The organism is Mesonia phycicola, assembly GCF_900141885.1.
In the GTDB taxonomy this organism is placed as follows: domain Bacteria; phylum Bacteroidota; class Bacteroidia; order Flavobacteriales; family Flavobacteriaceae; genus Mesonia; species Mesonia phycicola.
The window spans coordinates 293,892-314,520 of record NZ_FQYY01000003.1; the positions used below are offsets into that span (position 1 = coordinate 293,892).

At 30.1% G+C, this 20,629-nt stretch carries 16 protein-coding genes; 2 read left to right on the top strand and 14 right to left on the bottom strand.

From position 1 onward, the window contains the following. Position 1: 1 nt before the first annotated feature. From rfbA to BUC03_RS05975, 6 genes are read right to left on the bottom strand one after another with little or no spacing between them, the layout of a single operon-like run. Entirely contained in the window at positions 2–853 is an 852-nt protein-coding gene (rfbA, locus tag BUC03_RS05950) for a glucose-1-phosphate thymidylyltransferase RfbA (RefSeq protein ID WP_073149255.1), read from the bottom strand. 33 nt (positions 854–886) lie between these two features. Next, positions 887–1,897 carry a dTDP-glucose 4,6-dehydratase gene (gene rfbB / locus BUC03_RS05955; protein WP_073149257.1) on the bottom strand — a complete coding sequence of 337 codons (1,011 nt, stop codon included), beginning with the start codon at positions 1,895–1,897 and terminating at the stop codon, positions 887–889. After that, positions 1,897–2,868 carry a hypothetical protein gene (locus tag BUC03_RS05960; protein ID WP_073149259.1) on the bottom strand — a complete coding sequence of 324 codons (972 nt, stop codon included), beginning with the start codon at positions 2,866–2,868 and terminating at the stop codon, positions 1,897–1,899. The genes rfbB and BUC03_RS05960 overlap by 1 nt, the downstream gene beginning before the upstream one ends. After that, positions 2,868–4,550: a DUF6909 family protein gene (locus BUC03_RS05965; RefSeq protein ID WP_073149261.1), complete on the bottom strand. Its 1,683-nt coding sequence runs from the start codon at positions 4,548–4,550 to the stop codon at positions 2,868–2,870. Before BUC03_RS05965 ends, BUC03_RS05960 begins: the two co-directional genes overlap by 1 nt. A gap of 24 nt (positions 4,551–4,574) precedes the next feature. Continuing rightward, the gene (locus BUC03_RS05970) at positions 4,575–6,068 is read right to left on the bottom strand and encodes a GH3 auxin-responsive promoter family protein (RefSeq protein ID WP_073149263.1); all 1,494 of its coding nucleotides are present in this window, start codon (positions 6,066–6,068) and stop codon (positions 4,575–4,577) included. A gap of 1 nt (position 6,069) precedes the next feature. Continuing rightward, on the bottom strand, positions 6,070–6,936 hold the full coding sequence (locus tag BUC03_RS05975; RefSeq protein WP_073149265.1) for a M23 family metallopeptidase: 867 nt from the start codon (positions 6,934–6,936) through the stop codon (positions 6,070–6,072). 119 nt (positions 6,937–7,055) lie between these two features. Here BUC03_RS05975 and tatA point away from each other — a divergent pair, with 119 nt between their 5' ends. Next, entirely contained in the window at positions 7,056–7,250 is a 195-nt protein-coding gene (gene tatA, locus BUC03_RS05980) for a twin-arginine translocase TatA/TatE family subunit (RefSeq protein WP_084112824.1), read from the top strand. A gap of 65 nt (positions 7,251–7,315) precedes the next feature. Here the strand turns inward: tatA and BUC03_RS05985 are convergent, their stop codons facing one another. The 3 genes from BUC03_RS05985 to BUC03_RS05995 all read right to left on the bottom strand — a co-directional run bounded on the left by BUC03_RS05985 (position 7,316) and on the right by BUC03_RS05995 (position 11,199). Next, the gene (locus BUC03_RS05985; protein WP_073149269.1) at positions 7,316–8,293 is read right to left on the bottom strand and encodes a DUF4837 family protein; all 978 of its coding nucleotides are present in this window, start codon (positions 8,291–8,293) and stop codon (positions 7,316–7,318) included. Between the two features lie 22 nt (positions 8,294–8,315). Next, complete coding sequence (locus BUC03_RS05990; protein WP_073149271.1) at positions 8,316–9,905, bottom strand: lytic transglycosylase domain-containing protein; 1,590 nt, start codon at positions 9,903–9,905, stop codon at positions 8,316–8,318. Positions 9,906–10,011: 106 nt separating this feature from the next. Further along, on the bottom strand, positions 10,012–11,199 hold the full coding sequence (locus BUC03_RS05995; RefSeq protein ID WP_073149273.1) for a phosphoglycerate kinase: 1,188 nt from the start codon (positions 11,197–11,199) through the stop codon (positions 10,012–10,014). An 86-nt stretch (positions 11,200–11,285) separates the two neighbouring features. Between BUC03_RS05995 and BUC03_RS06000 the strand changes: the two genes are divergently transcribed. Beyond that, a complete protein-coding gene (locus BUC03_RS06000) occupies positions 11,286–12,434 on the top strand; it encodes a DNA polymerase III subunit (RefSeq protein ID WP_073149275.1) in 1,149 nt (382 codons plus the stop codon). A 118-nt stretch (positions 12,435–12,552) separates the two neighbouring features. Here BUC03_RS06000 and BUC03_RS06005 read toward each other — a convergent pair whose 3' ends face one another. The 5 genes from BUC03_RS06005 to BUC03_RS06025 form a co-directional block, all read right to left on the bottom strand. Further along, positions 12,553–13,104, bottom strand: a complete 552-nt coding sequence (locus BUC03_RS06005; protein WP_073149277.1) for an OmpH/Skp family outer membrane protein — start codon at positions 13,102–13,104, stop codon at positions 12,553–12,555. A gap of 216 nt (positions 13,105–13,320) precedes the next feature. Beyond that, positions 13,321–14,166, bottom strand: a complete 846-nt coding sequence (locus tag BUC03_RS06010) for a class I SAM-dependent methyltransferase (RefSeq protein ID WP_143159142.1) — start codon at positions 14,164–14,166, stop codon at positions 13,321–13,323. A gap of 567 nt (positions 14,167–14,733) precedes the next feature. Next, positions 14,734–16,605, bottom strand: a complete 1,872-nt coding sequence (gene mnmG / locus BUC03_RS06015) for a tRNA uridine-5-carboxymethylaminomethyl(34) synthesis enzyme MnmG (protein WP_073149281.1) — start codon at positions 16,603–16,605, stop codon at positions 14,734–14,736. A gap of 14 nt (positions 16,606–16,619) precedes the next feature. Next, on the bottom strand, positions 16,620–17,039 hold the full coding sequence (ybeY, locus tag BUC03_RS06020; RefSeq protein WP_073149283.1) for an rRNA maturation RNase YbeY: 420 nt from the start codon (positions 17,037–17,039) through the stop codon (positions 16,620–16,622). Continuing rightward, the gene (locus BUC03_RS06025) at positions 17,032–20,466 is read right to left on the bottom strand and encodes a DUF4175 family protein (protein WP_073149285.1); all 3,435 of its coding nucleotides are present in this window, start codon (positions 20,464–20,466) and stop codon (positions 17,032–17,034) included. The genes ybeY and BUC03_RS06025 overlap by 8 nt, the downstream gene beginning before the upstream one ends. Positions 20,467–20,629: the final 163 nt, after the last annotated feature.

Below are 20,629 nucleotides of genomic sequence, written 5' to 3' on the forward strand. Positions count from 1 at the left end.
ATTAGTATTGTAAGTTTTTAGCGTAACCACTTTTTAACAGTGATTGTACTTGATTTTTCATTTCTTCTTTGGTTATATATCCCATTTTATAGGCTACTTCTTCAATAGAACCAACTTTTAATCCTTGTCTCTCTTCAATAGCTTCTACAAAATTAGATGCTTGCATAAGAGATTTAAAAGTACCTGTATCTAACCAGGCTGTACCTTTATCTAAAATACTAACGCTAAGTTTCCCTTTTTGTAGGTAGGCATTATTTACATCTGTAATTTCTAACTCTCCTCTATCGCTTGGTTTTATATTTTTAGCAATGTTTACTACATCATTATCATAAAAATAAATACCAGGAACTGCATAACGAGATTTAGGATTCTTGGGTTTTTCTTCAATAGAAATTGCTTTTCCTTCTTCATTAAATTCTACCACACCGTAACGTTCTGGATCATGAACGTGGTATGCGTAAATTACGCCACCATCTGGGTTGTTATTGCTTTGCAGCAACTCATCCATCCCTGCGCCATAAAAAATATTATCTCCCAGTATTAAAGCAACTTTATCATCTCCTATAAATTCTTCTCCTATAATAAAAGCTTCTGCAAGACCATTAGGTTCTTCTTGTACAGCATACTCGAAATTACAGCCTAAGTTTTTACCGTCTCCTAAAAGCTGTTCAAAAAGAGGTAAATCTTTTGGGGTAGAAATAATAAGAACATCTTTGATACCTGCTGACATTAATGTAGAAAGCGGATAATAAATCATAGGTTTATCATACACTGGCATAAGTTGTTTACTCACTGCAATAGTTAACGGGTGAAGTCTTGTACCTGAGCCTCCTGCGAGAATTATTCCTTTCATATGGATTGTTTTTTGGTTTGTTGGTGGTATTTTTTAATTGCTGTACTTCTGTAAATACCAATTGATTGTTTTTTTAATTCCGGTTTCAAAAGTTTCTTCAGCTTTCCAACCTAAATTATCTTCAATTTTAGATGCATCTATAGCGTATCTAAAATCATGACCAGGACGATCTTTTACAAAAGAGATTAATTCACTATAACTCTTATTAGCCTCTCTTGGTTTTAACTCATCTAAAATAGCACATATTTTTTCTGCTATATAAAGATTCTTACGTTCGTTACGGCCACCTATATTGTAAGTTTCTCCTAATTTACCTTTAGCTACTGCTAACTCTATCCCTTTACAGTGATCTAATACATATAACCAATCACGAATATTGGTTCCTGCTCCGTAAATAGGGATATTTTCTTCACTTATTGCTTTTCTAATAATTGTAGGAATTAATTTTTCATCATGTTGATGCGGACCATAGTTATTAGAACAATTGGTAGTTACTACTTGCATACCATAAGTATGAAAATAACTTCTTACTAACATATCTGAAGATGCTTTAGAAGCACTATATGGGCTATTTGGAGCATAAGGGGTTTCTTCTGTAAAAAGACCTTCTTCTCCTAAAGTACCATACACCTCATCTGTAGAGACGTGTAAAAACTTAGCATTGGCAAACTCTTCTTTTATTTCAAAAGGACCATCCATCCACAATTTATATGCAGTTTGCAATAAATTAAATGTACCAGTAATGTTTGTGTCTATAAAAGCAGAAGGATCTAAAATAGAATTATCTACGTGAGACTCTGCTGCAAAGTGAATAACCTCATCAAATTTATACTCGTTAAATAAAGATTGTACAAATTTTAAGTCACATATATCTCCTTCTACAAAGGTGTAATTATCTGCGTTTGGGTTTTCTATATTATCTAAATTACCAGCGTAAGTAAGTTTATCTAAATTGACAATGTGATTATCTCCTTTATTAATTTGATAATTTACATAATTACTACCTATAAAACCAGCACCACCGGTTACTAATATTTTTTTCATTATTTATTTAGTTTTCTTGCTTTAATAATAACTTTTGAAAATATAATAAATGCAAAGTACGCCAACACTAATAACAATGGTGTTAAGATTAACTTATAAGAAGTTAAACTTTTATCTTCGATTTCTGCTGGGTAACCTAAATCTACCAAAGTAAATAACTCTTCACTAGCAACTTTATTTGCATATAATTTGTCTAATTCTTCTAAAAGATTACTTCTATTACCTATCATTATCCCTAAATCTAATGTGGTATTAGAGTAATTAACAGAAGAGGTAGGTAAAGGTTGATTTTTGTTTTCTTTTGAATAATTTTTTACTAATGAATCTATTTGAGATATTAAAAACTCATTAGAATTTATTAAAAAATCTATCTTTTTTGAATTTAACGTATAAACTTTTTTATAGTAATCATTATCTCTAATAATCTCTAATACTTGGTTTAACACTAATCTTGAATCTAATTTTTCAGGATGTATTAATTTTATTCTATAAAAATTAGAAAATCTTTTTATCATCCCTTCTTTTTCTTCATCACCTAAAAAGTTTGATTCATTTAGAGCTTCGTAATATTTTTCTTGCTCATTGGTCAACTCGTTAATATTGATTAAAGGGGTAATTTCAAAAGAAAGATTTGTTAGGGTATCATTAATTTTTAATGCTTTTAATATTTCTTCGTCTTCTTTTTTGATTTTATACTGTAACTCGTCTATAGATTTATATAAATATTCTGCACTATTAAAGTCTGCAGCAACAATCATTTCTGTTTTTACAAGTTTATCAGAAATATTTTGCAGAAAATAACCTGCTATTGTACCTATTATCACAAGAATAATTAAAACAATAGCGTGCTTTAAAACAAAGCTTACAAAGTTTATAAAAACCGAACCTATACTTTTAAAAATTTGCTTTAATAATCTAAATAAATCTCCCAGATTTACTTCTTGCTCGTTACTTTTCAAATCTTGATTCATTAATCGTTAAATATTTGTTCTAGAATTTTCTCTGTTATTAAATAAGTAGGTTTTACTCCGGTTGTACCTAAACCACCAGAAGCTAAAGTGCTTCCTGTTTCTAGTGGATTATCACTTGCGTAATAAGCATATCTTACCTTTACTTTTGGCTTTATATTACCTCTTAATTGGGAGGCTGCTTGTATTGCTTTTTGGTAATGTGCGCCTTCCATTTCTAGGCCTATAACATTCCAAGTAGAGTCGTGAAAGAAAGATAAAATATCTTTATTTTGAAGAGAAGTACCTAAAACAGTAATCATAGCTCCTTCATAAACATCTATACCATTACCTTCTAAATCTTTTTTCTTTAGGTTATTTTTAAATGGGTAGTTATCTGCTGTTCCTTCAAATAAATGTGCAGACGGAATCATGATATCTCCTTTTTTTCCTTCTAAAATACCTGCTTTTCCCATAATAGAGATAGACTCTACATCTAAGTGTATTTGCTTTTCTCCTAACTGAAAGGGTTTTAAAAGCTCGTCTATGGTTTCGTAAGCTTGTTCTCCAAAAGCATAATCCATCACCAAAATAACTGGCGCATTGGCTTCATCTTTATTGGTATTAAAACGTTCTTCTGGGTTATTAATTTTTGAAGTATCAAAAAGTTGTACATTGATATTTGCACCGCTTTTATCTTCAATATAAATCATTCCGTTCTCTGAGGCAGACTTGTTTACTTTTTGTCTTAATTTTCCGTTAGCACTATTACTTAAATCTTCGTAAATAGCATTAATTGGTTTCTTTTTTAGTTCTGTTGGTAAGGCTAAAGGTGCGTAAAGTGTATTCATTACGCTATGCATATTTGCACTAATAATGTGTATTGGCCTTTGTAACAGTCCGTTTTCAGAAAGTATTTGCTTTATTTTATCTGCCCAAACTTCTCCGTGAATATGATGCCCTAGTCTTTCTCTAAGTACTGGAGTAAAAGTTACAATTCGTTTATTATTGCTTATTGTTTCATCAATAGCTAATCTCCCTAAGTTGTAAATTATATTGAAAAAACGTTCTTTATTATCTGCAGTGCTAAATAGAGGGTGTACTTGGGCAACTTCTTTAAAAGTTCTACCAAGTATATTAGCAGTATGAGTTAATACAACTTCTCTTTCTGCATTAGTTAAATCTTTTTGTTTTACTGCTGCCTCTAACTTTTGCCAATCGCGATTTACGCTTCCTTCTTCATCTATAAGCACTCTTCTCATAATTTTATGAGATTCAATAAATAAAAAAGTTAGGTGAGTTAAAATATCATAAATTTCTGATCGCCCTCTAGTAATTTCAATATTCATCTGCTCTTCGTCTATACGATAGCAGTTTCTTCTTCTTTTAGGCGGTACAATAGGTTTAAAATGAGAATTGCCATAACCCTCATCACTAGTAAGATTAATAAATCTACATTCTTCTATGCCTATTGGTAATCTATCTATTACGTACAATAAACCATCTAACTCTAGCTTTTCTTCTGCTACAGAACCATAAATTTCTGGTCTTAATATAAGCAGGGCTTCCCGAAGTGTTTCTCCAGAAATTCCCATAGGTTTGTAAAAGCCTCTATTAAAAAGATGTCTCATGGTAATGTACATTCTTTCAATAGCATTAGAGCTTTCTTGAGCTCTAGTTCTTCTTATATTTTTTAAATTACTCATAGAGTGATAAATATATAATAAATTTTATTGCTGAAATTTCTCTAATACCTCTGCTATTTTACGATCGTTAGCTAAACGAGGTATTTTATTTTGCCCACCTAATTTACCTATAGATTTCATATATTTTTGAAAACTACCTTGAAGCACAGATGTAATCACCAAAGGTCTTAAAATTTTCCCTTCAATCAAGTCAAAATAATAACTGTTTTGTTGCTGAAGTTTTTGATCTACAAATTCTGCAAAATCTCTTATCGATTCTGGTTCTTTTTCAAACTCTACAAACCACTCGTGGTAAGGCAAACCGTTTTCTGGATTAATTTGCGGTGCCACCGTAAATTCTGCTATTTGCACTTTAAATTTTTGTGTAGCCTCACCTATAGCTGCTTCTACCTCTTTAGCGATAACGTGTTCTCCAAATGCAGAGGTGTAATGCTTTATTCTACCAGAAACAATAACTCTGTACGGTTTTGCATGAGTAAAAATTACTGTGTCTCCTAAATTATATCCCCATAAACCTGCATTGGTAGAAATAATCATTACATAATTTACTCCTACTTCTACTTCTCCAATAGTTAAACGCTTTGCATCTTTATTAAAAAAATCATCTGCTTTAATAAACTCATAAAAAATACCTGCGTTTAAGCGCAATAGCATTCCTTTTTCATCTTGTTTGTCTTGAAAAGCAAAAAACCCTTCAGATGCAGGAAACAATTCTATACTAGAAATTTTTCTTCCTATTAAGTTTTCAAATTTTGCTCTGTATGGCTCAAAATTTACACCTCCGTAAATAAATAGGTTAAATTCAGGAAAAACTTCTCCTATCTTTTTACCAGTTTTGTTGTAAATTTTTTCAAAATACATTTGCACCCAAGAAGGAATACCACTTATTACCGTCATATTTTCTGGTAAAGTTTCTTCTACAATTGCTTCTACTTTTTCTTCCCAATCTTCTATGCAATTGGTTTCCCAACTTGGCAATCTATTTTTTTGGAGGTAAGAAGGTACAAAATGCGCTACAATACCAGATAAACGCCCTAATTGTATACCGTTTTTAGAATGTAATTCTGGGCTTCCTTGTAAAAATATCATTTTACCATTTACAAAATCAGCTTTGCCTGTCTCTGCTATGTAATTTAAGATAGCATTTCTAGCTCCATTAATATGCGTTGGCATAGACTCTTTAGTTAACGGAATATACTTTGCTCCACTAGTAGTACCAGAAGTTTTAGCAAAATAGAGTGGCTTTCCTGGCCAAAGAATATCTTCTTTTCCCTCTACTACTTTAGTTACGTAAGGTTTTAAATCTTCATAATCTCTTACGGGTACGTTTACAGAAAAATCTTTATAATTTTTTATGTTCTGAAAAGAATGATCTTTTCCAAACTCTGTATTTTGAGCAGATTTTATTAACTGTTGAAATACTTTTTCTTGTGCTTCAATAGGTTTTTGAGCCCAACTATTTATTTGATGCTTTATATATTTTGCAAAAACTTTAGCTGCTAATGATTTTATACTCATACTATTCAAATTCTAAAAAATCTGTAGGGTTTACGGGTCTACCGTTGCTCCAAAGTTCAAAATGTAAATGAGGCCCTGTAGTAAGCTCACCTGTTGAGCCTACCATACCTATTACTTCTCCTTTTTTTACTAGTTCTCCTTGCCCTTTTGTTAAACTAGAATTGTGTTTGTATACAGAAATTAACCCGTAGCGGTGTTCTATTATAATTACATTACCAGTTTCTGCTGTCCATTCAGAAAAAATTACAGTTCCTGCTGCTGCTGCTTTAACAGGTGTGTTTTTTTCTGTAACAATATCTACTGCAAAATGATTTTCTTTAGGGTTATAATCTTCAGAAATTTGCCCTTTTACTGGGGTAAATAATTTGAAGTCTGTTTTGTCTATAGCTCCATCTACAATATTATATTTATCTTCTTGCTCTACTTGTTGACGTAATAAAGAGTCTTCTTTAGAGGGACTTAAACTTATAGCTGATATAGTTTCTTTGTTTATTTCTATAGAATCATCTTCTAAATTTTCTACAAGTACCTCGCCATTAAGAACTTTTCTAATAGAATTAAAATATTGATTTTTTTGGTGTATTACTTGCTGTAAAGAATCTGTTTTTAGCAATAATTGGGTTGCTTCATTTTTTAATTTTGCTGAAGAGTAACCAGGTATATACTCTCTTAACGGAGTAAATGCTATTAACAACGTGGTGAAAATTATTAAAATTAATGCAGAGATACCTGTAGTTACAAATACGTTTAACATAGTTAGCTTAAAGGTGAACTTTTCTTCAAAAGTGTCTTCATTTAAAACTACTAAACGGTATTTGTGTAGCAATTTTTTTGCTAATTTCTTGTCTTTCTTTTTTTTTGTTGCCATACCAGCTTATTACTTTACAAATATAGAATAATCTATTATTGTAGACTTATTTATTAGATTGTTAACGTAAACATTAAATATTAATTATTATGTTTGTACCACACTAAAAACAAGAAATTATGTCATTAGGTATTTTTTTAATGATGGGAACACCTCAAATTATTCTTATTGTGGTGGTTGTGTTATTAATATTTGGCGGAAAAAAGATTCCTGAATTAATGAAGGGATTAGGAAGCGGAATAAAAGAATTTAAAGATGCTTCAAAGGAAGATGAAGCAACTACTGACAAAAAAGTTGAAGACAATAAAAAATAAAAATTTATTTGTTGAAAACCATTTGAAATAAAAAAGCCCGATGAAAATTTCATCGGGCTTTTTTATTAATTAATTTTTGCAGATTTTAATATAGATTCTAACTCAAAAACATTGTCTCTTTTAGAATTAGATGGTTTAAATACAAAACCTTCTAATATTACGTATCTATCATTTTTTTCGTCTCTTACCGCGTAGTTTATAAATGGCCCGGCCATAAACGCTCCTTTAACCTCCCAAGTACCTTTAGTTTCGTAAGCAAATTTTCCATCTATTTTAGACTCAAACAAATATGGTGCGTAAGCTTCTTCTGTGATAAGAAAACTACCCTCGTTAGGCCCTGGTACGTGTTGCTCACCAATAGAATCACGCATTTTAATAATATTGCCAATTACATTGGTATCTTTATCTATTACGCTTAATGGCACTTCATAAATTAAAATTTCCATACTACCGTGTCTTATTTCTTTTCTTATCCAGAAAAAATCATCTTCGTTTTTAGCATATCTATATGCTGTAGGAAACTTTAAACTAACTCCTAATTTTTCTTTTAGCTTATCATCACTTTTTAAAGATTTAGATATTCTTTTTTGTTGTTCTTTTAGCTCTGTATTTTTAAAACTCTGAATGATTTTAGAAATATTTTCATTTATTATTCCGTTAATTTCATTAGAAGATGATCCTGCAACATAAATACCTGTTTGTGGTCTTGCTAAAGTATCTTTTACAATTTCAAAAGTTGGAGTAGCGCTTTTTTTAATATGTAAAAAGGTTCTATTTCTAGCTGCAAAACCAGAAAATGATTTAAGCGGCATTTGGTCTAATGAAAATAATGGTTCTTGTTGTGGTAAACCGTCTACAGGAGATGCTAGTTTTTCTCTAATATTTTCTCCAACAGAACCTTCCCAGAGTTCATTATCTACAATTATAGATAGGCTATTTAATCTACCAGAAGACTCTGCAAGTATTTTAGTATTCTTTTTATTAGATTCTTTACAAGCAACCAATAAGGCGATTGCAAATAGTAAAAACACGATTTTTTTCATTAGTTTAACTTTAGATTAGTTATTAACCGTTAGAAACTTTTAATTTCATTCCTGGTTTTAGCTTATGACTACTAATATCGTTCCAATTTTGAATATTTTGTACAGTAATACCTGGAAATTTTTTAGAGATACTCCATAAAGAGTCTCCTTTTTTAACGGTATAATATTTTTCCGAGATACTAGACTTAGAGACTTTTACTTTTTTACTGCTTACAGGTGCACTTGCTACCGGTTTTCTTGGGTAAATAGTTAAATATTGCCCTATTCTAAGATTATTGCTTCTTAAATTATTCCACCCTTTAATTTTACTAACTCTAACTCCATATTTTTCTGCTATTTTACCTAAATAATCTCCAGATTTTACACGGTATCTAATTCTATCATTAGCTTCATAATATTTAGGTAGTGGGTCTTCTTCTGCGGTAGCTAAATTAGCTTCTTCTGCGTAATTGTAAATTAAATTTTCATTCGCTACAAAAACTCCTGTTTCTACCAATGGTAATCTTATGTAGTAATCTTTATCTTCAATATACGGAATTATATTGAGTTTATAACTTGGGTTTAAAAACTCTAACAACTCTGTATCAATATTAGTAACTCTAGTTATTTGATCAAATTTTATTAAGTTTTTTACTTTAATTGTATCTGTCTCAAAATAAGTTACTCTAGGCTCGTATGGTTGGTAACCGTGTTCATCTGCGTATTCAAATAAATACATGGTTGCTAAAAACGCTGGCACATAACCTGCAGTTTCTCTAGGTAAATAATCTCTTAATTCCCAATAGTTCTTTTTACCTCCGCTACGTCTAATTGCTTTAGAAACATTTCCTGGACCTGAGTTATAGGAAGCCAATGCTAGATCCCAGTCGCCAAAAATATCATATAAACTAGAAAGGTATTGACAAGCAGCCTCTGTAGCCATAACAGGATCCATACGCTCATCTACATAACTACTTACGTCTAAGCTCATCATTTTACCTGTAGCAAACATAAATTGCCATAAACCTGTTGCTCCCACTCTAGATTTTGCTCTTGGGTTTAATGCAGACTCTACAATGGCAAGGTATTTTATTTCTAAAGGAATATTGTATTTATCTAGCTTCTCTTCAAACATTGGAAAATAATAATGGCTTAAAGACATTAAGCTTTCCATTCCTTTTTTATTTCTTTTCAAATAATATTGAATTACACTTTCTAAAGACTCATTATAAGTAACATTAAAAGGTGTTTTTGCATCTAACCTTGCAAGACGTGCTTTAAGAGTATCTGTAGAAACAGCTTTGTTTATGGTATCTAAATAAGGCGAAGTATTCACCATTTCTTGCATTTCTGCATATAGCTCTGAATTTAATAGAGTTTTTGTCCAAACAGAGTCTATTAATGCTGGCTGATGATAGTCTTTTAGACCAAATAAGACAGAGTCTTTTAAAAAGGTAGAAGTGGGAGAAAAAGCTGTAAATTGAGGTTCTATGTACTTATTAAAACCTTCAGTAGATTGTTTATTTATTGAAGTATTTGTTTTGGTAATTGAATCTGCTGGTTTTTTTGGGGTTTGAGCAAATGCTATGCTACTTACAAATGCTAATCCCAGCATTGTTTTACTAATATTCATATAAGTTTTTTCCTATTTAAATTTTTGGGTATAAAAACATCTGTACTATAACTCAAAAATTAGAGAAATAGTACAGATGTATAATAAACTGAAACAAGAATTATGCCTAAGCGTTCTCTATAGCAGCTATTCCTGGTAAAGATTTACCTTCTAGTAATTCTAGCATTGCTCCACCCCCAGTAGATACATAGCTTACTTTATTTTCAAAACCAAATTGCTTTACAGCAGCTACACTATCACCACCACCTACTAAAGAAAAGGCTCCTTTTTTAGTAGCTTCTGCAACAAAATTACCTACTTGTATAGTTCCGTTAGCAAAAGATTTCATTTCAAAAACACCAAGAGGACCGTTCCAAAGTATAATTTTAGAGTCTAAAAGTACTTTCTCTAAATTTTCTAAAGATTTTGGCCCAGCATCTAATCCCATCCATCCGTCAGGAATTTCAAAAATATCTGCTGTTTTTTTATTTGCATCTTCAGAAAAATCGTCTGCAATTACACAATCTACAGGTAATAAAATGTTTGTGTTTTGCTCTTTCGCTTTCTTCAAAATTGATAATGCTAACTCCATTTTATCATCTTCACAAAGAGAATCACCTATTTTACCTCCTTGGGCTTTTATAAAAGTATAAGCCATACCCCCACCAATAATCAAGTTATCTACTTTAGGTAAGATATTTTCAATTACTGTAATTTTAGAAGAAACTTTTGCTCCACCTAAAATTGCTGTTACAGGCTTTTCTGTAGAATGTAAAACTTTATCTAAGCTTTTAATCTCTTTAGCTAATAGATAACCAAAGCACTTATCTTCAAAAAATTGAGCTACTACAGTGGTAGATGCATGTGCTCTGTGGGCTGTACCAAAGGCATCATTAATATAAATATCACCGTGTTTAGCAAGTTTTTCTGCAAAGTCTTTATCTCCTTTTTTCTCTTCTGCATAAAAACGAAGATTTTCTAGTAATAATATTTCACCATTACCAAGCTCTTCAGACATTTTAAAAGCTTCTTCTCCAACACAGTCTTCTGCAAATTTTACCTGAACACCAATTATTTCTGAAACTTTACTTACAATGTGTTTTAGAGAATACTTTTCTTCTACACCGCTAGGTCTTCCTAAGTGAGACATTAAAACTACAGCGCCTCCATCTTCTAATACTTTTTCAATACTAGCTTTTGCAGCTTCAATTCTGGTGGTATCTGTTACTTCATTTTTATCATTTAAAGGGACATTAAAATCTACTCGAATTAATGCTTTTTTATCTTTAAAATTATAGTCTTCAATGGTTTTCATAAGTATGTTTTTTTCAAATTTAATTATTTATTGCTTTGTAGGGTAAATTCAACGCAAATAAATGAAAAATAACTATTTTCGCTGCTATGTTATTTTCTAATATTTTAGGCTTAGAGCACATTAAAAAACACCTAACTGGCACAGCAGATAGAGGTAGAATACCACACGCTCAACTTTTTATAGGTGAAACAGGTTATGGTACTTTACCTATGGCTATTGCTTATGCTCAATATGTTTTGTGTAAAAATCAAAATGGGGAGAATACTGGTGAAAATGCATCGTGTAATACAAAATTTACCAATTTTACCCATCCAGATTTACATTTTGCTTATCCTGTTATAACGGGAAAAGTGGGTACTAAACCAAAATCTACAGATTTTATTGAAGAATGGCGTTCGTTTATTTCTAATAATTTATACGGAAGTTTATATGAATGGTACCAACATTTAGGCGTTAAAAATCAGCAAGGTGAAATTAGAGTACAAGAAGCAGCAGATACTTTAAAAAAGCTTTCTTTAAAATCTTATGAGGGCGGGTTTAAAGTTTCTATTATTTGGGGAGCAGATAAAATGAATACTGAGTGTGCTAATAAACTGCTTAAGTTAATAGAAGAACCGCCAAACAAAACGCTTCTTATTTTAATTGCAGAAAATGAAGAAGATATTTTACAAACCATAAGGTCTCGTTGCCAGGTATTGCATTTTCCTCCGTTAGGAGAAAAAGTAATTGCAGATGCTTTAGAAAATAAAAAAGGTTGTACGCAAGCAGAAGCTCTAAAATTAGCTCACCGTGCACAAGGAAATTATAATACCGCTTTACAATTTTTAGACGAAGATAATGCAGATGATATTTATGAAGAATGGTTTATTGCTTGGGTTAGAACTGCATTTAAAGCTAAAGGAAATAAAGCTTCTATTAGAGAATTAATTAGTTGGAGTGAAGAAATTGCTGGTGTTGGAAGAGAGTCTCAAAAAAGATTTTTATTATACTGCCAAAACTTTTTTAGACAGGCTTTGATGCAAAACTACACACAAGGAAAACTAGTATATTTTGAACCTGCTACCAAAGGTTTTCAATTAGAAAAATTTGCGCCTTTTGTTCACGGTAATAATATTATTGAAATTACAGAAGAGTTAGAAAAAGCTATTTACCACATAGAACGTAATGTAAATGCAAAAATAGTTCTTACAGATTTGTCTATTAAACTCACTAGATTACTTCATAAAAAAGCATAAAAAAGCATAAAAAAGCATAAAAAAGCATAAAAAAGCATAAAAAAGCATAAAAAAGCATAAAAAAGCATAAAAAAGCCCTCTATTGAGGGCTTTTTTTAACTTAATAAGTAAGTTTTATTTACTTTTCTGTTGATGCTTCTTCTAAAGTTGCCTCAGAACCGCCATATTTACTGTTTAAAGCACTTAATACTTCTGTTGTAATATCTTTACCTTCTTTTGCATACATAATGTTAGCAGACTCATTAGAACCAAAAATATACGTGTAACCTTTTTCTTTACCGTAATCTGCCACAAAGTCTTTCACTTTAGTAATTAAAGAATCAATAATTTTATCACTCTCTTCTCTTAGTTGACCACTTTGTACTTGTTGTTGTCTAGATAATACTTGTTGCTTTTGCATTAACATCTGCTCTTGCTCTTGGCGTTGGCTACTAGACATACTTGCAGATTGAGACTGATAGTCTTGTACTTCTTTTTGAAAAGCAAGAGCTACAGAATCTAAACTTTTTTGAAGTTTTTCTGAACGTTCATTAAAATATGCTTCTGTTTCTTTCATCTCCTTAAAATCTTGAATTAAAACCGTATTATCTACATAAGCGGTTTTTTCTTGTTCTTGATTACAAGAAGCTAAAGTAATTGCTCCTAAAATTACAACTGCAATTTTTTTCATAGTTTGAGTTTATTTTGAAGCGCTAAAGTAAAGAGTAAATTTTAAAAAATCAATGAATTATTAAATATCAATTATTTCTATTAAAATAAATATTTCAATAAAAATAAGCAATTAAAAAAGAGGTTTTTTAATGCGTTTTAAGAGGTTTTCTCTAAAAACATATACACTACATTAATTTATATTTAAAAGCGCTTTAAATCGTCTGTAAAAAGATAATTACTCTTTTTTAAAGATATAAATTAGAGAAGAATACTCTGTAGATGATCTTGCTTTAAGGTTGCTCTTTAATCCTAAGAAAAATGCTTTTATTAAATTAGATTTTCCTGTTTTATTTTTTTCTGATAAAAGACTTACGTAAAAAGAGTCAAAATACAATGGTTTTGTTTTTACCAATTTAAATTGATTTTCTTTAAATAATCTTTTAATTCCTTTTTGAGAAAAATGCCAAAGATGTTTTGGCACATCATAAGCTGCCCAAAATTCTTGATAATAATTAGCATCAAAACTTTTAAAGTTAGGTACTGCAATTACCACGTGACCATCATTACTTAAAAGTGAATGTAATTCTTGTAATTGTTTTTTTACATCTGGTACATGCTCTAAAACATGCCACATAGTAATTACTTCAAAATTTTTATTTTTTAATTCTTCTGTAGTTAAATGTAAACTTATTCCTTTTGCTTTGGCAAGCTGTTTTGCTTTATCATTAGGTTCAATACCTTCTACCTCCCAGTTCTCTTTTTTTGCTGAAAGAAGAAAATCTCCCGTTCCCGCACCAATATCTAATAAACGCTTAGTAGATTTTTTAGAAAGTGCATTTATTAATTTCACTTTCTTTTTAAGCATTACACTTTTTACAGTTTGATATAATTTATCTGAGATACTTTTAGAAGCATCTGTATGAGAAATATAATCTTCCGTTTGGTAATATTTTGGTAATTCTAAAGGGGAAGGTTGAGGAGTAGTAATTAAAATATCCTTTTCTTTATTCCAAACTAATTGAAATTCTTCTTTAGAAACAGTAAAATCTTTACAGGTTAAAAACAACTGCTGATTTTGCATTAGTATATATTTTCTAATTGGTTTTTAAATCTATTTAAATTTTAAATTACCAGATGTAATTTAAAAGCATTTTCTCCTTAACTAACCATCATTTGAAAGTAAACACAATAATTGAATTTTAAATTATTAATTGATTTAACTTTCTTTCGTTTCTGTTTTTTTGGATTATCGAAATACTCTTTAGATTATTTAATTATTCTATTATTTTTAAAATACCAAGAGAGCTATCATAATCTTTGTGATAATAAATAAACACATTCATCTTCTCTTTCTGAAAAAATAAAGTTATCTGATAATTAGATTTTTTTTAAAAGAATTTTCAAAATATATCTGATATCGTGAATACTTAATAGAACAGGATTATACATCTACATAAATATTATTAGGTATTAATATATTATCATCTTGAACACATTCTGCACGACACGTAGATATATAAAAAAACTGAATGCAATAGCTAAGAAGAATAGTAATTTCATATTTACAATACAAACTGACTATTTTTTTTATACCTAAAGCATTCGGTTTTTTATAATTTATTGCAATGTTCCACGTGGAACATTTAATTTATCTTCCCATATAAACTAGTAGTACAGAAATATCACTAGGACTAACACCACTTACTCTAGATGCTTGAGATACGGTTGTAGGTTGAATTTTATTTAATTTTTCTCTTGCTTCTAAAGACATAGATTTAAGCTTAGAATAATCAAAATTAGCAGGGATTTTTAAATTTTCTAGACGATGAAGTTTATCTGCATTGTTTCTCTCTTTAGTAATATAACCAGAATACTTTACTTGAATTTCTGTTTGTTCTAAAACTTCTTCATCTAAATTATTTTCAGAAATATAACTTTCTACTGCTTTAAAATTTCTTACATCATCCATGGTGATTTGTGGACGTGCAAATAACTTAAACATCTTTCCGCTTTGCTTAACTGGGGCAGAATTTTTCGCAGCTAAAACTTCATTTGCTTCTTCTGGAGAAACGCTAGTTTCTTTAAAAAAGTTTACAAATTTTTCTGAAGCATTAAGTTTCTCATTCATTCTATGTAAACGCTTTTCTGAAGCTAAACCTATATCAAAAGATTTTTGAGTTAATCTAAAATCTGCATTATCTTGTCTTAATAGAGTTCTATACTCAGCTCTTGAGGTAAACATTCGGTAAGGTTCTTCTGTTCCTTTAGTAATTAAATCATCTACTAAAACACCTATGTAAGCTTCATCTCTACTTAAAATAAATTCTTCTTTCTCTTGTACTTTTAAAGCTGCATTTATACCAGCCATCAATCCTTGAGAAGCAGCTTCTTCATAACCAGTAGTACCATTAATTTGTCCGGCAAAATATAAACCATCAACCAACTTAGTTTCTAAAGTATGTTTTAATTGTGTAGGCGGAAAATAATCATACTCTATAGCATAACCTGGTCTAAAAAACTTTACATTCTCAAAACCTGCTACAGATTTTAATGCTTTGTATTGTACTTCTTCTGGCAAAGATGTAGAAAAACCATTTACATAATATTCTACCGTATTCCAACCTTCTGGTTCTACAAATAATTGATGACGATCTTTATCTGCAAAACGATTTATTTTATCTTCAATACTTGGGCAATATCTTGGCCCCACACTTTCTATTCTACCATTAAACATTGGAGATCTATCAAAACCTTCTCTTAACAAATTGTGCACTTCTGGTGAAGTATATGTCATTTGGCATGAGCGTTGTTTAGTAAGTGGTTTGGTTATATCTAAATAAGAAAATTTAGCAGGTTTCTCATCTCCTGGTTGCTCTATCATTTTAGAAAAATCTAACGATCTACCATCTACTCTTGGCGGCGTACCAGTTTTCATTCTTCCAGATTCAAAACCTAAATTTATTAAATCTGCTGTAATTCCAGTTGCAGCCCTCTCTCCTGCTCTACCACCACCAAAGTTTTTTTCACCAATATGTATTAATCCATTTAAAAAAGTACCGTTAGTTAAGACTACAGATTTAGCTTTAATCTCTATTCCTAAAGATGTTTTTACACCTACTATTTTATGATTTTTGGTAATAATACCAGAAACCATTTCTTGGTAAAAATCTAAGTTTTTGGTGTTCTCTAACATCAATCTCCAATCTTCTGCAAAACGCATACGGTCACTTTGCACACGTGGACTCCACATAGCTGGTCCTTTAGATTTATTAAGCATTTTAAATTGAATAGCACTAGTATCACTAACTATACCGCTATAACCACCTAAAGCGTCAATTTCTCTAACAATTTGTCCTTTTGCTATACCACCCATAGCAGGATTACAAGACATCTGAGCAATGTTTTGTAAATTCATAGTCACCAACAAAGTACTACAGCCCATATTGGCTGCAGAGGCAGCTGCCTCACTCCCTGCGTGACCACCACCTACTACAATAACATCATATTCCTTATCAAACATATACTTAAAATCTTCTATTGTTCCACGTGGAACATTTTAATTTTTTCGTCTTCTTTACTTCTCATTAATGCAGAATCTTCTGGAGTTTTATCTTTGTAACCACAAAAATGAAGTACTCCGTGAGCTAAAACTCTTTTTAGTTCTTCTTGAAAAGTTACTTTATATTTTACTGCATTTTCTGTAACTCTTTCTGTACTTATAAAAATATCACCGTGAAGTATATTACCTACAGCATTATCAAAACTAATGATATCTGTATAGTCGTCATGATTTAAATACTTTACATTTATTTCATGTAAATAATCATCATCACAAAAAATATAATTAATCTCTCCTTCTTTTTTATTTTCTGAAGAAATAATTTCTTGAATCCATTTTAAATAATGCTCTTCATTATCTAAACTAAAATTGTTTTCACTAAAAAAATTAATCATTAGATTGGAAATATTCTTGAACTTTTTGTTTATAATTTGCGCGCAAAGGTAAGCTTTGTCTATTTAAAATTTCAGTGGTATTAAAATATTCTTTTGCTTTCTGTAAACCTTCATTTACATCGTTAGTAAACTTATTTTTATTAGTTTGAGATTCTCTCTTGTTATCTTGGCCTTGTTGTAAAGAAGCTTCTTCTAATTTTAATAATTGATGTTCTATATTCTTCATTTGAGATTCTGTTCTATTAGTAACACCATTACGCAAAAGTTCATCTTCTATATTCTTCATAGATTGGGTTAACTCTTTTACTTTTTGAGTTAAACCTTCTTGCTGAATCATATTTTCTAATTGGTTTCTAAGATCTTGTTGTTGTTTAAAAATCTCATATATTTCACCACTAAGTTGTTCTTGACTTTTACCTGCTTTACCGTTTTTGCCTTCTGTACCACCTTCAGAATTACCATTAGAACCTGAACCTCCTTCACCAGATTTGCCTCCTTTTTTTCCATTATCACCGCCAGAGTCACCATCACCAGATTCACCAGGTTTTTTACCTTTACCTTGGCCAATTTGCTCACCTAATTCTCCTTGTTTTTTAATTATGTCTGATAATTGAAATCCTTTATCTTGACCAGAAGAACCTTGACCTGATTGGGGTTTACCCTCACCCTGACCGCTACCCATAGCCATTGCTTGCATTTGGTCTAAAGATTCATTTAACATATTTGCTAAATCATTAGCACCTTTAAAAGTGTACTGTTGACTAGAAACACCTGTAGTAATATCATTTTCAGATAATCTTTCTAAAGATTTATTTATATTATAATCAATATCAGTGAGTTGAACAGTAATTTTATCTCCTATCATAGGATTTCTTAATGCTAATGCGTATAAACTATCGTCAATGTGTTTAAAATTTTCTTTTAAAACATATTGGTATTTTAAATTACGAGGATAGTTAGGACTATTTTCTTTAAAAGATTTAAAATCTTCCATCAACTCTTCTTGCTGAAAAGAAAATGTAATTAAGTTATCTAAAATTTGACGAAGCATTTCTGCATCTTCTTGATTTTGTTGTGAGCTTCCTTGCATCATCATCTCCATCATTTCACCAGCCATTTGTTGCATTTTTTTTGCAGCAGACTTTTGCTTTTGTTGTGCTTTTTGAGGTGGAGAAGGTTTTGAAGATTTACTTTCTTTAGAAGAATTACTTTCTTCTTTCTCTTCAGATTTTTTTAATTCCTCTTGAGCTTCTTGTTGTTCTTTCTCTATTTCTTTTTCGGTATCATTATCACGAGGGAGAAATAAGGGCTTTTTTAAATTTTCATTTTCTTTTTCTAAATCATTTAATTCTTCTTGCAATTTTTTAAATTCCTCGTTTAATTCATTTTGTTTTTCAGAGGTATTAGTACTATCATTTTTTGCTAAAGCCTCTTGCTTTTTTGCCATTTTATCTAAATCTGTAGTAAGTTTTTCTGCTTTTTTCTGCACGTAATAACGCTTAGTTAACTCTAAAAGCTGCTCTAAACTTTTTTGCTGATTTTGATTTTGTTTACTTAATTTTTCAATTTTTTCGTTTAATTGTTCTTTCCCTATTTTATCTTTATACTTTTCTAATTCTTTTAAAAGCTCTTCATTTTCTTCTATACGTTTTTCATTATTGTCTAAACGCTTCTTTAATTCCTCTTTATATACATCTTCTTTATTAGGCTGAAACTCTTCTAAATTTTCTTTTAGTTGTTTAGAATATTGTTTCATTAATTTTTCTTGTTGTTGTTGCCTTTGTAAATAATTATCTAATTTTTTTTGATCGTTGTAATTAAGTTTAGGCTTTTCTTTTTGTAACTGATCTAGCTCTTTAAGTTCATCATTATCCTTTTTCATTTTATCTAAAGAGCTATCCATTTCTTTAATGGTTTCTTCTTGTTTATTTAATTGCTCGTTCTCTTCTTCACTTTCTGTAAATTTTTTATAACTAAAGGTTTTACTCTTTGTATTTTTATTTCCATTTACTCTATCATTATCAAAAACCTCAAAATAAAATTCGTAAGCAATACCTCTATCTAAATTTAAATCTGCAGGAAAAGAAAACACAAAATCATCAAAAGTAGATGTGGCAATTGGTAAAGATTTTTTATTAATTTTATCTGGTGAATCTAAACGGTAATACACTAATTGTAATTTAGTTAAGCCATAATCATCTGCCACTTTACCATAAAAATACATTAATTGAGAGTCTAAAGAATCTCGTTTCATTTGTATTTCTAACTCTGGATGTTCATCTCTAACTACTTTTAATTGGTAAGACAACTTTTCATAATCTTTAAGTTGCTCATTAGAAGTAGAGATTTGATAATTAGTATTTCTAAAAATTTGTTCTTCTAAAGAAAAAATACTAGAAGATTGTTTAAATGTTTTAATGGTATCTAGTAAATTTAATTGAATTAGATTAGTAGATTTTGCCTTTAATTGCCATGTAACTTTAGTACCTTCTGGTATAGTTGCATTTCCTGTTCCCTTTAAAATTTCATCTTGCTTACCAACATAGGCAGGATAATTTAATTTCATTTCAAAATTAATTAAAGTAGGAACATTGATAACTTCTATTTGATAATTGCGAGAAGTAACATTATTAGAACTTAAATAAAAATCTGTATTCTCTGTAATTCTATCAAAAGTGTATTCAAAAACACCAGGAGAAATTTTTTCTAGAAAATAAGTTTCTCCTTGATAATGAATACTTGCGTTTTCTGGGATAACCGTACCGTTGGTGTAAAAACGTAAACGTAAACTTTCATTCTCTTTAATTTGAAGTAAGTTTTCATCTAACTGAAAAGAAAAAGGAGCTGGTGGCTCATAAGCTTGTTCATAATTTACCACACGAGTATAACTTTCTGAAAACATAGTACTATTACCAGAAATATAAATTGCAATAAAAATGAAAACCGGAATTATTGCATACTTTACGTATTTAAGATTAGATTTAAAATTTACTGCAATTTGAAAAGGAACCGGTTTTAGCTCTAAAGATTTTTGATTGATACTTGCTAATAATAATTCAGAATCTGTAGTATTTGCATTTTTATGTAGCTGAAGAATATTAAGTAATTTATCATTTACTTCTGGAAAATGATTACCAATAATTTTTGAAGCTTGCTCATAATTAATTCCTTTAGAAATTTTAAATAATTTAGCGAGTGGGTATAAAATAAACCTACCAAACAACGCTACCTCTACTCCAACAAAAAGCCAGAATAAAATTTTTCTTCCTAAGGTGTTTAACCAGAAAAAATACTCAAAAGAAACTGTAAGTAAAAAATACAGAAACCCGATAGCAAAAAATAAAATTGCACCTTTTACCAATTCGTTCAGGTAATATTTTCTTATAAAAGCTTCTAACTTATGCTTGATAAGTTGGTAATTATTCATCTAAAATAAGTTTGAGTAACGGTTAACTTTTAAAACTACAATAAAAATTTAAGAAGTCTAAATGCCTTAATTAGTTTAACATCAGCTATTCAACAAATTTCTTACCAATTTTATCTTTAGCATAAGGTTGAATTTTCGGTAGATAAGATTGTATCTTTGTAAA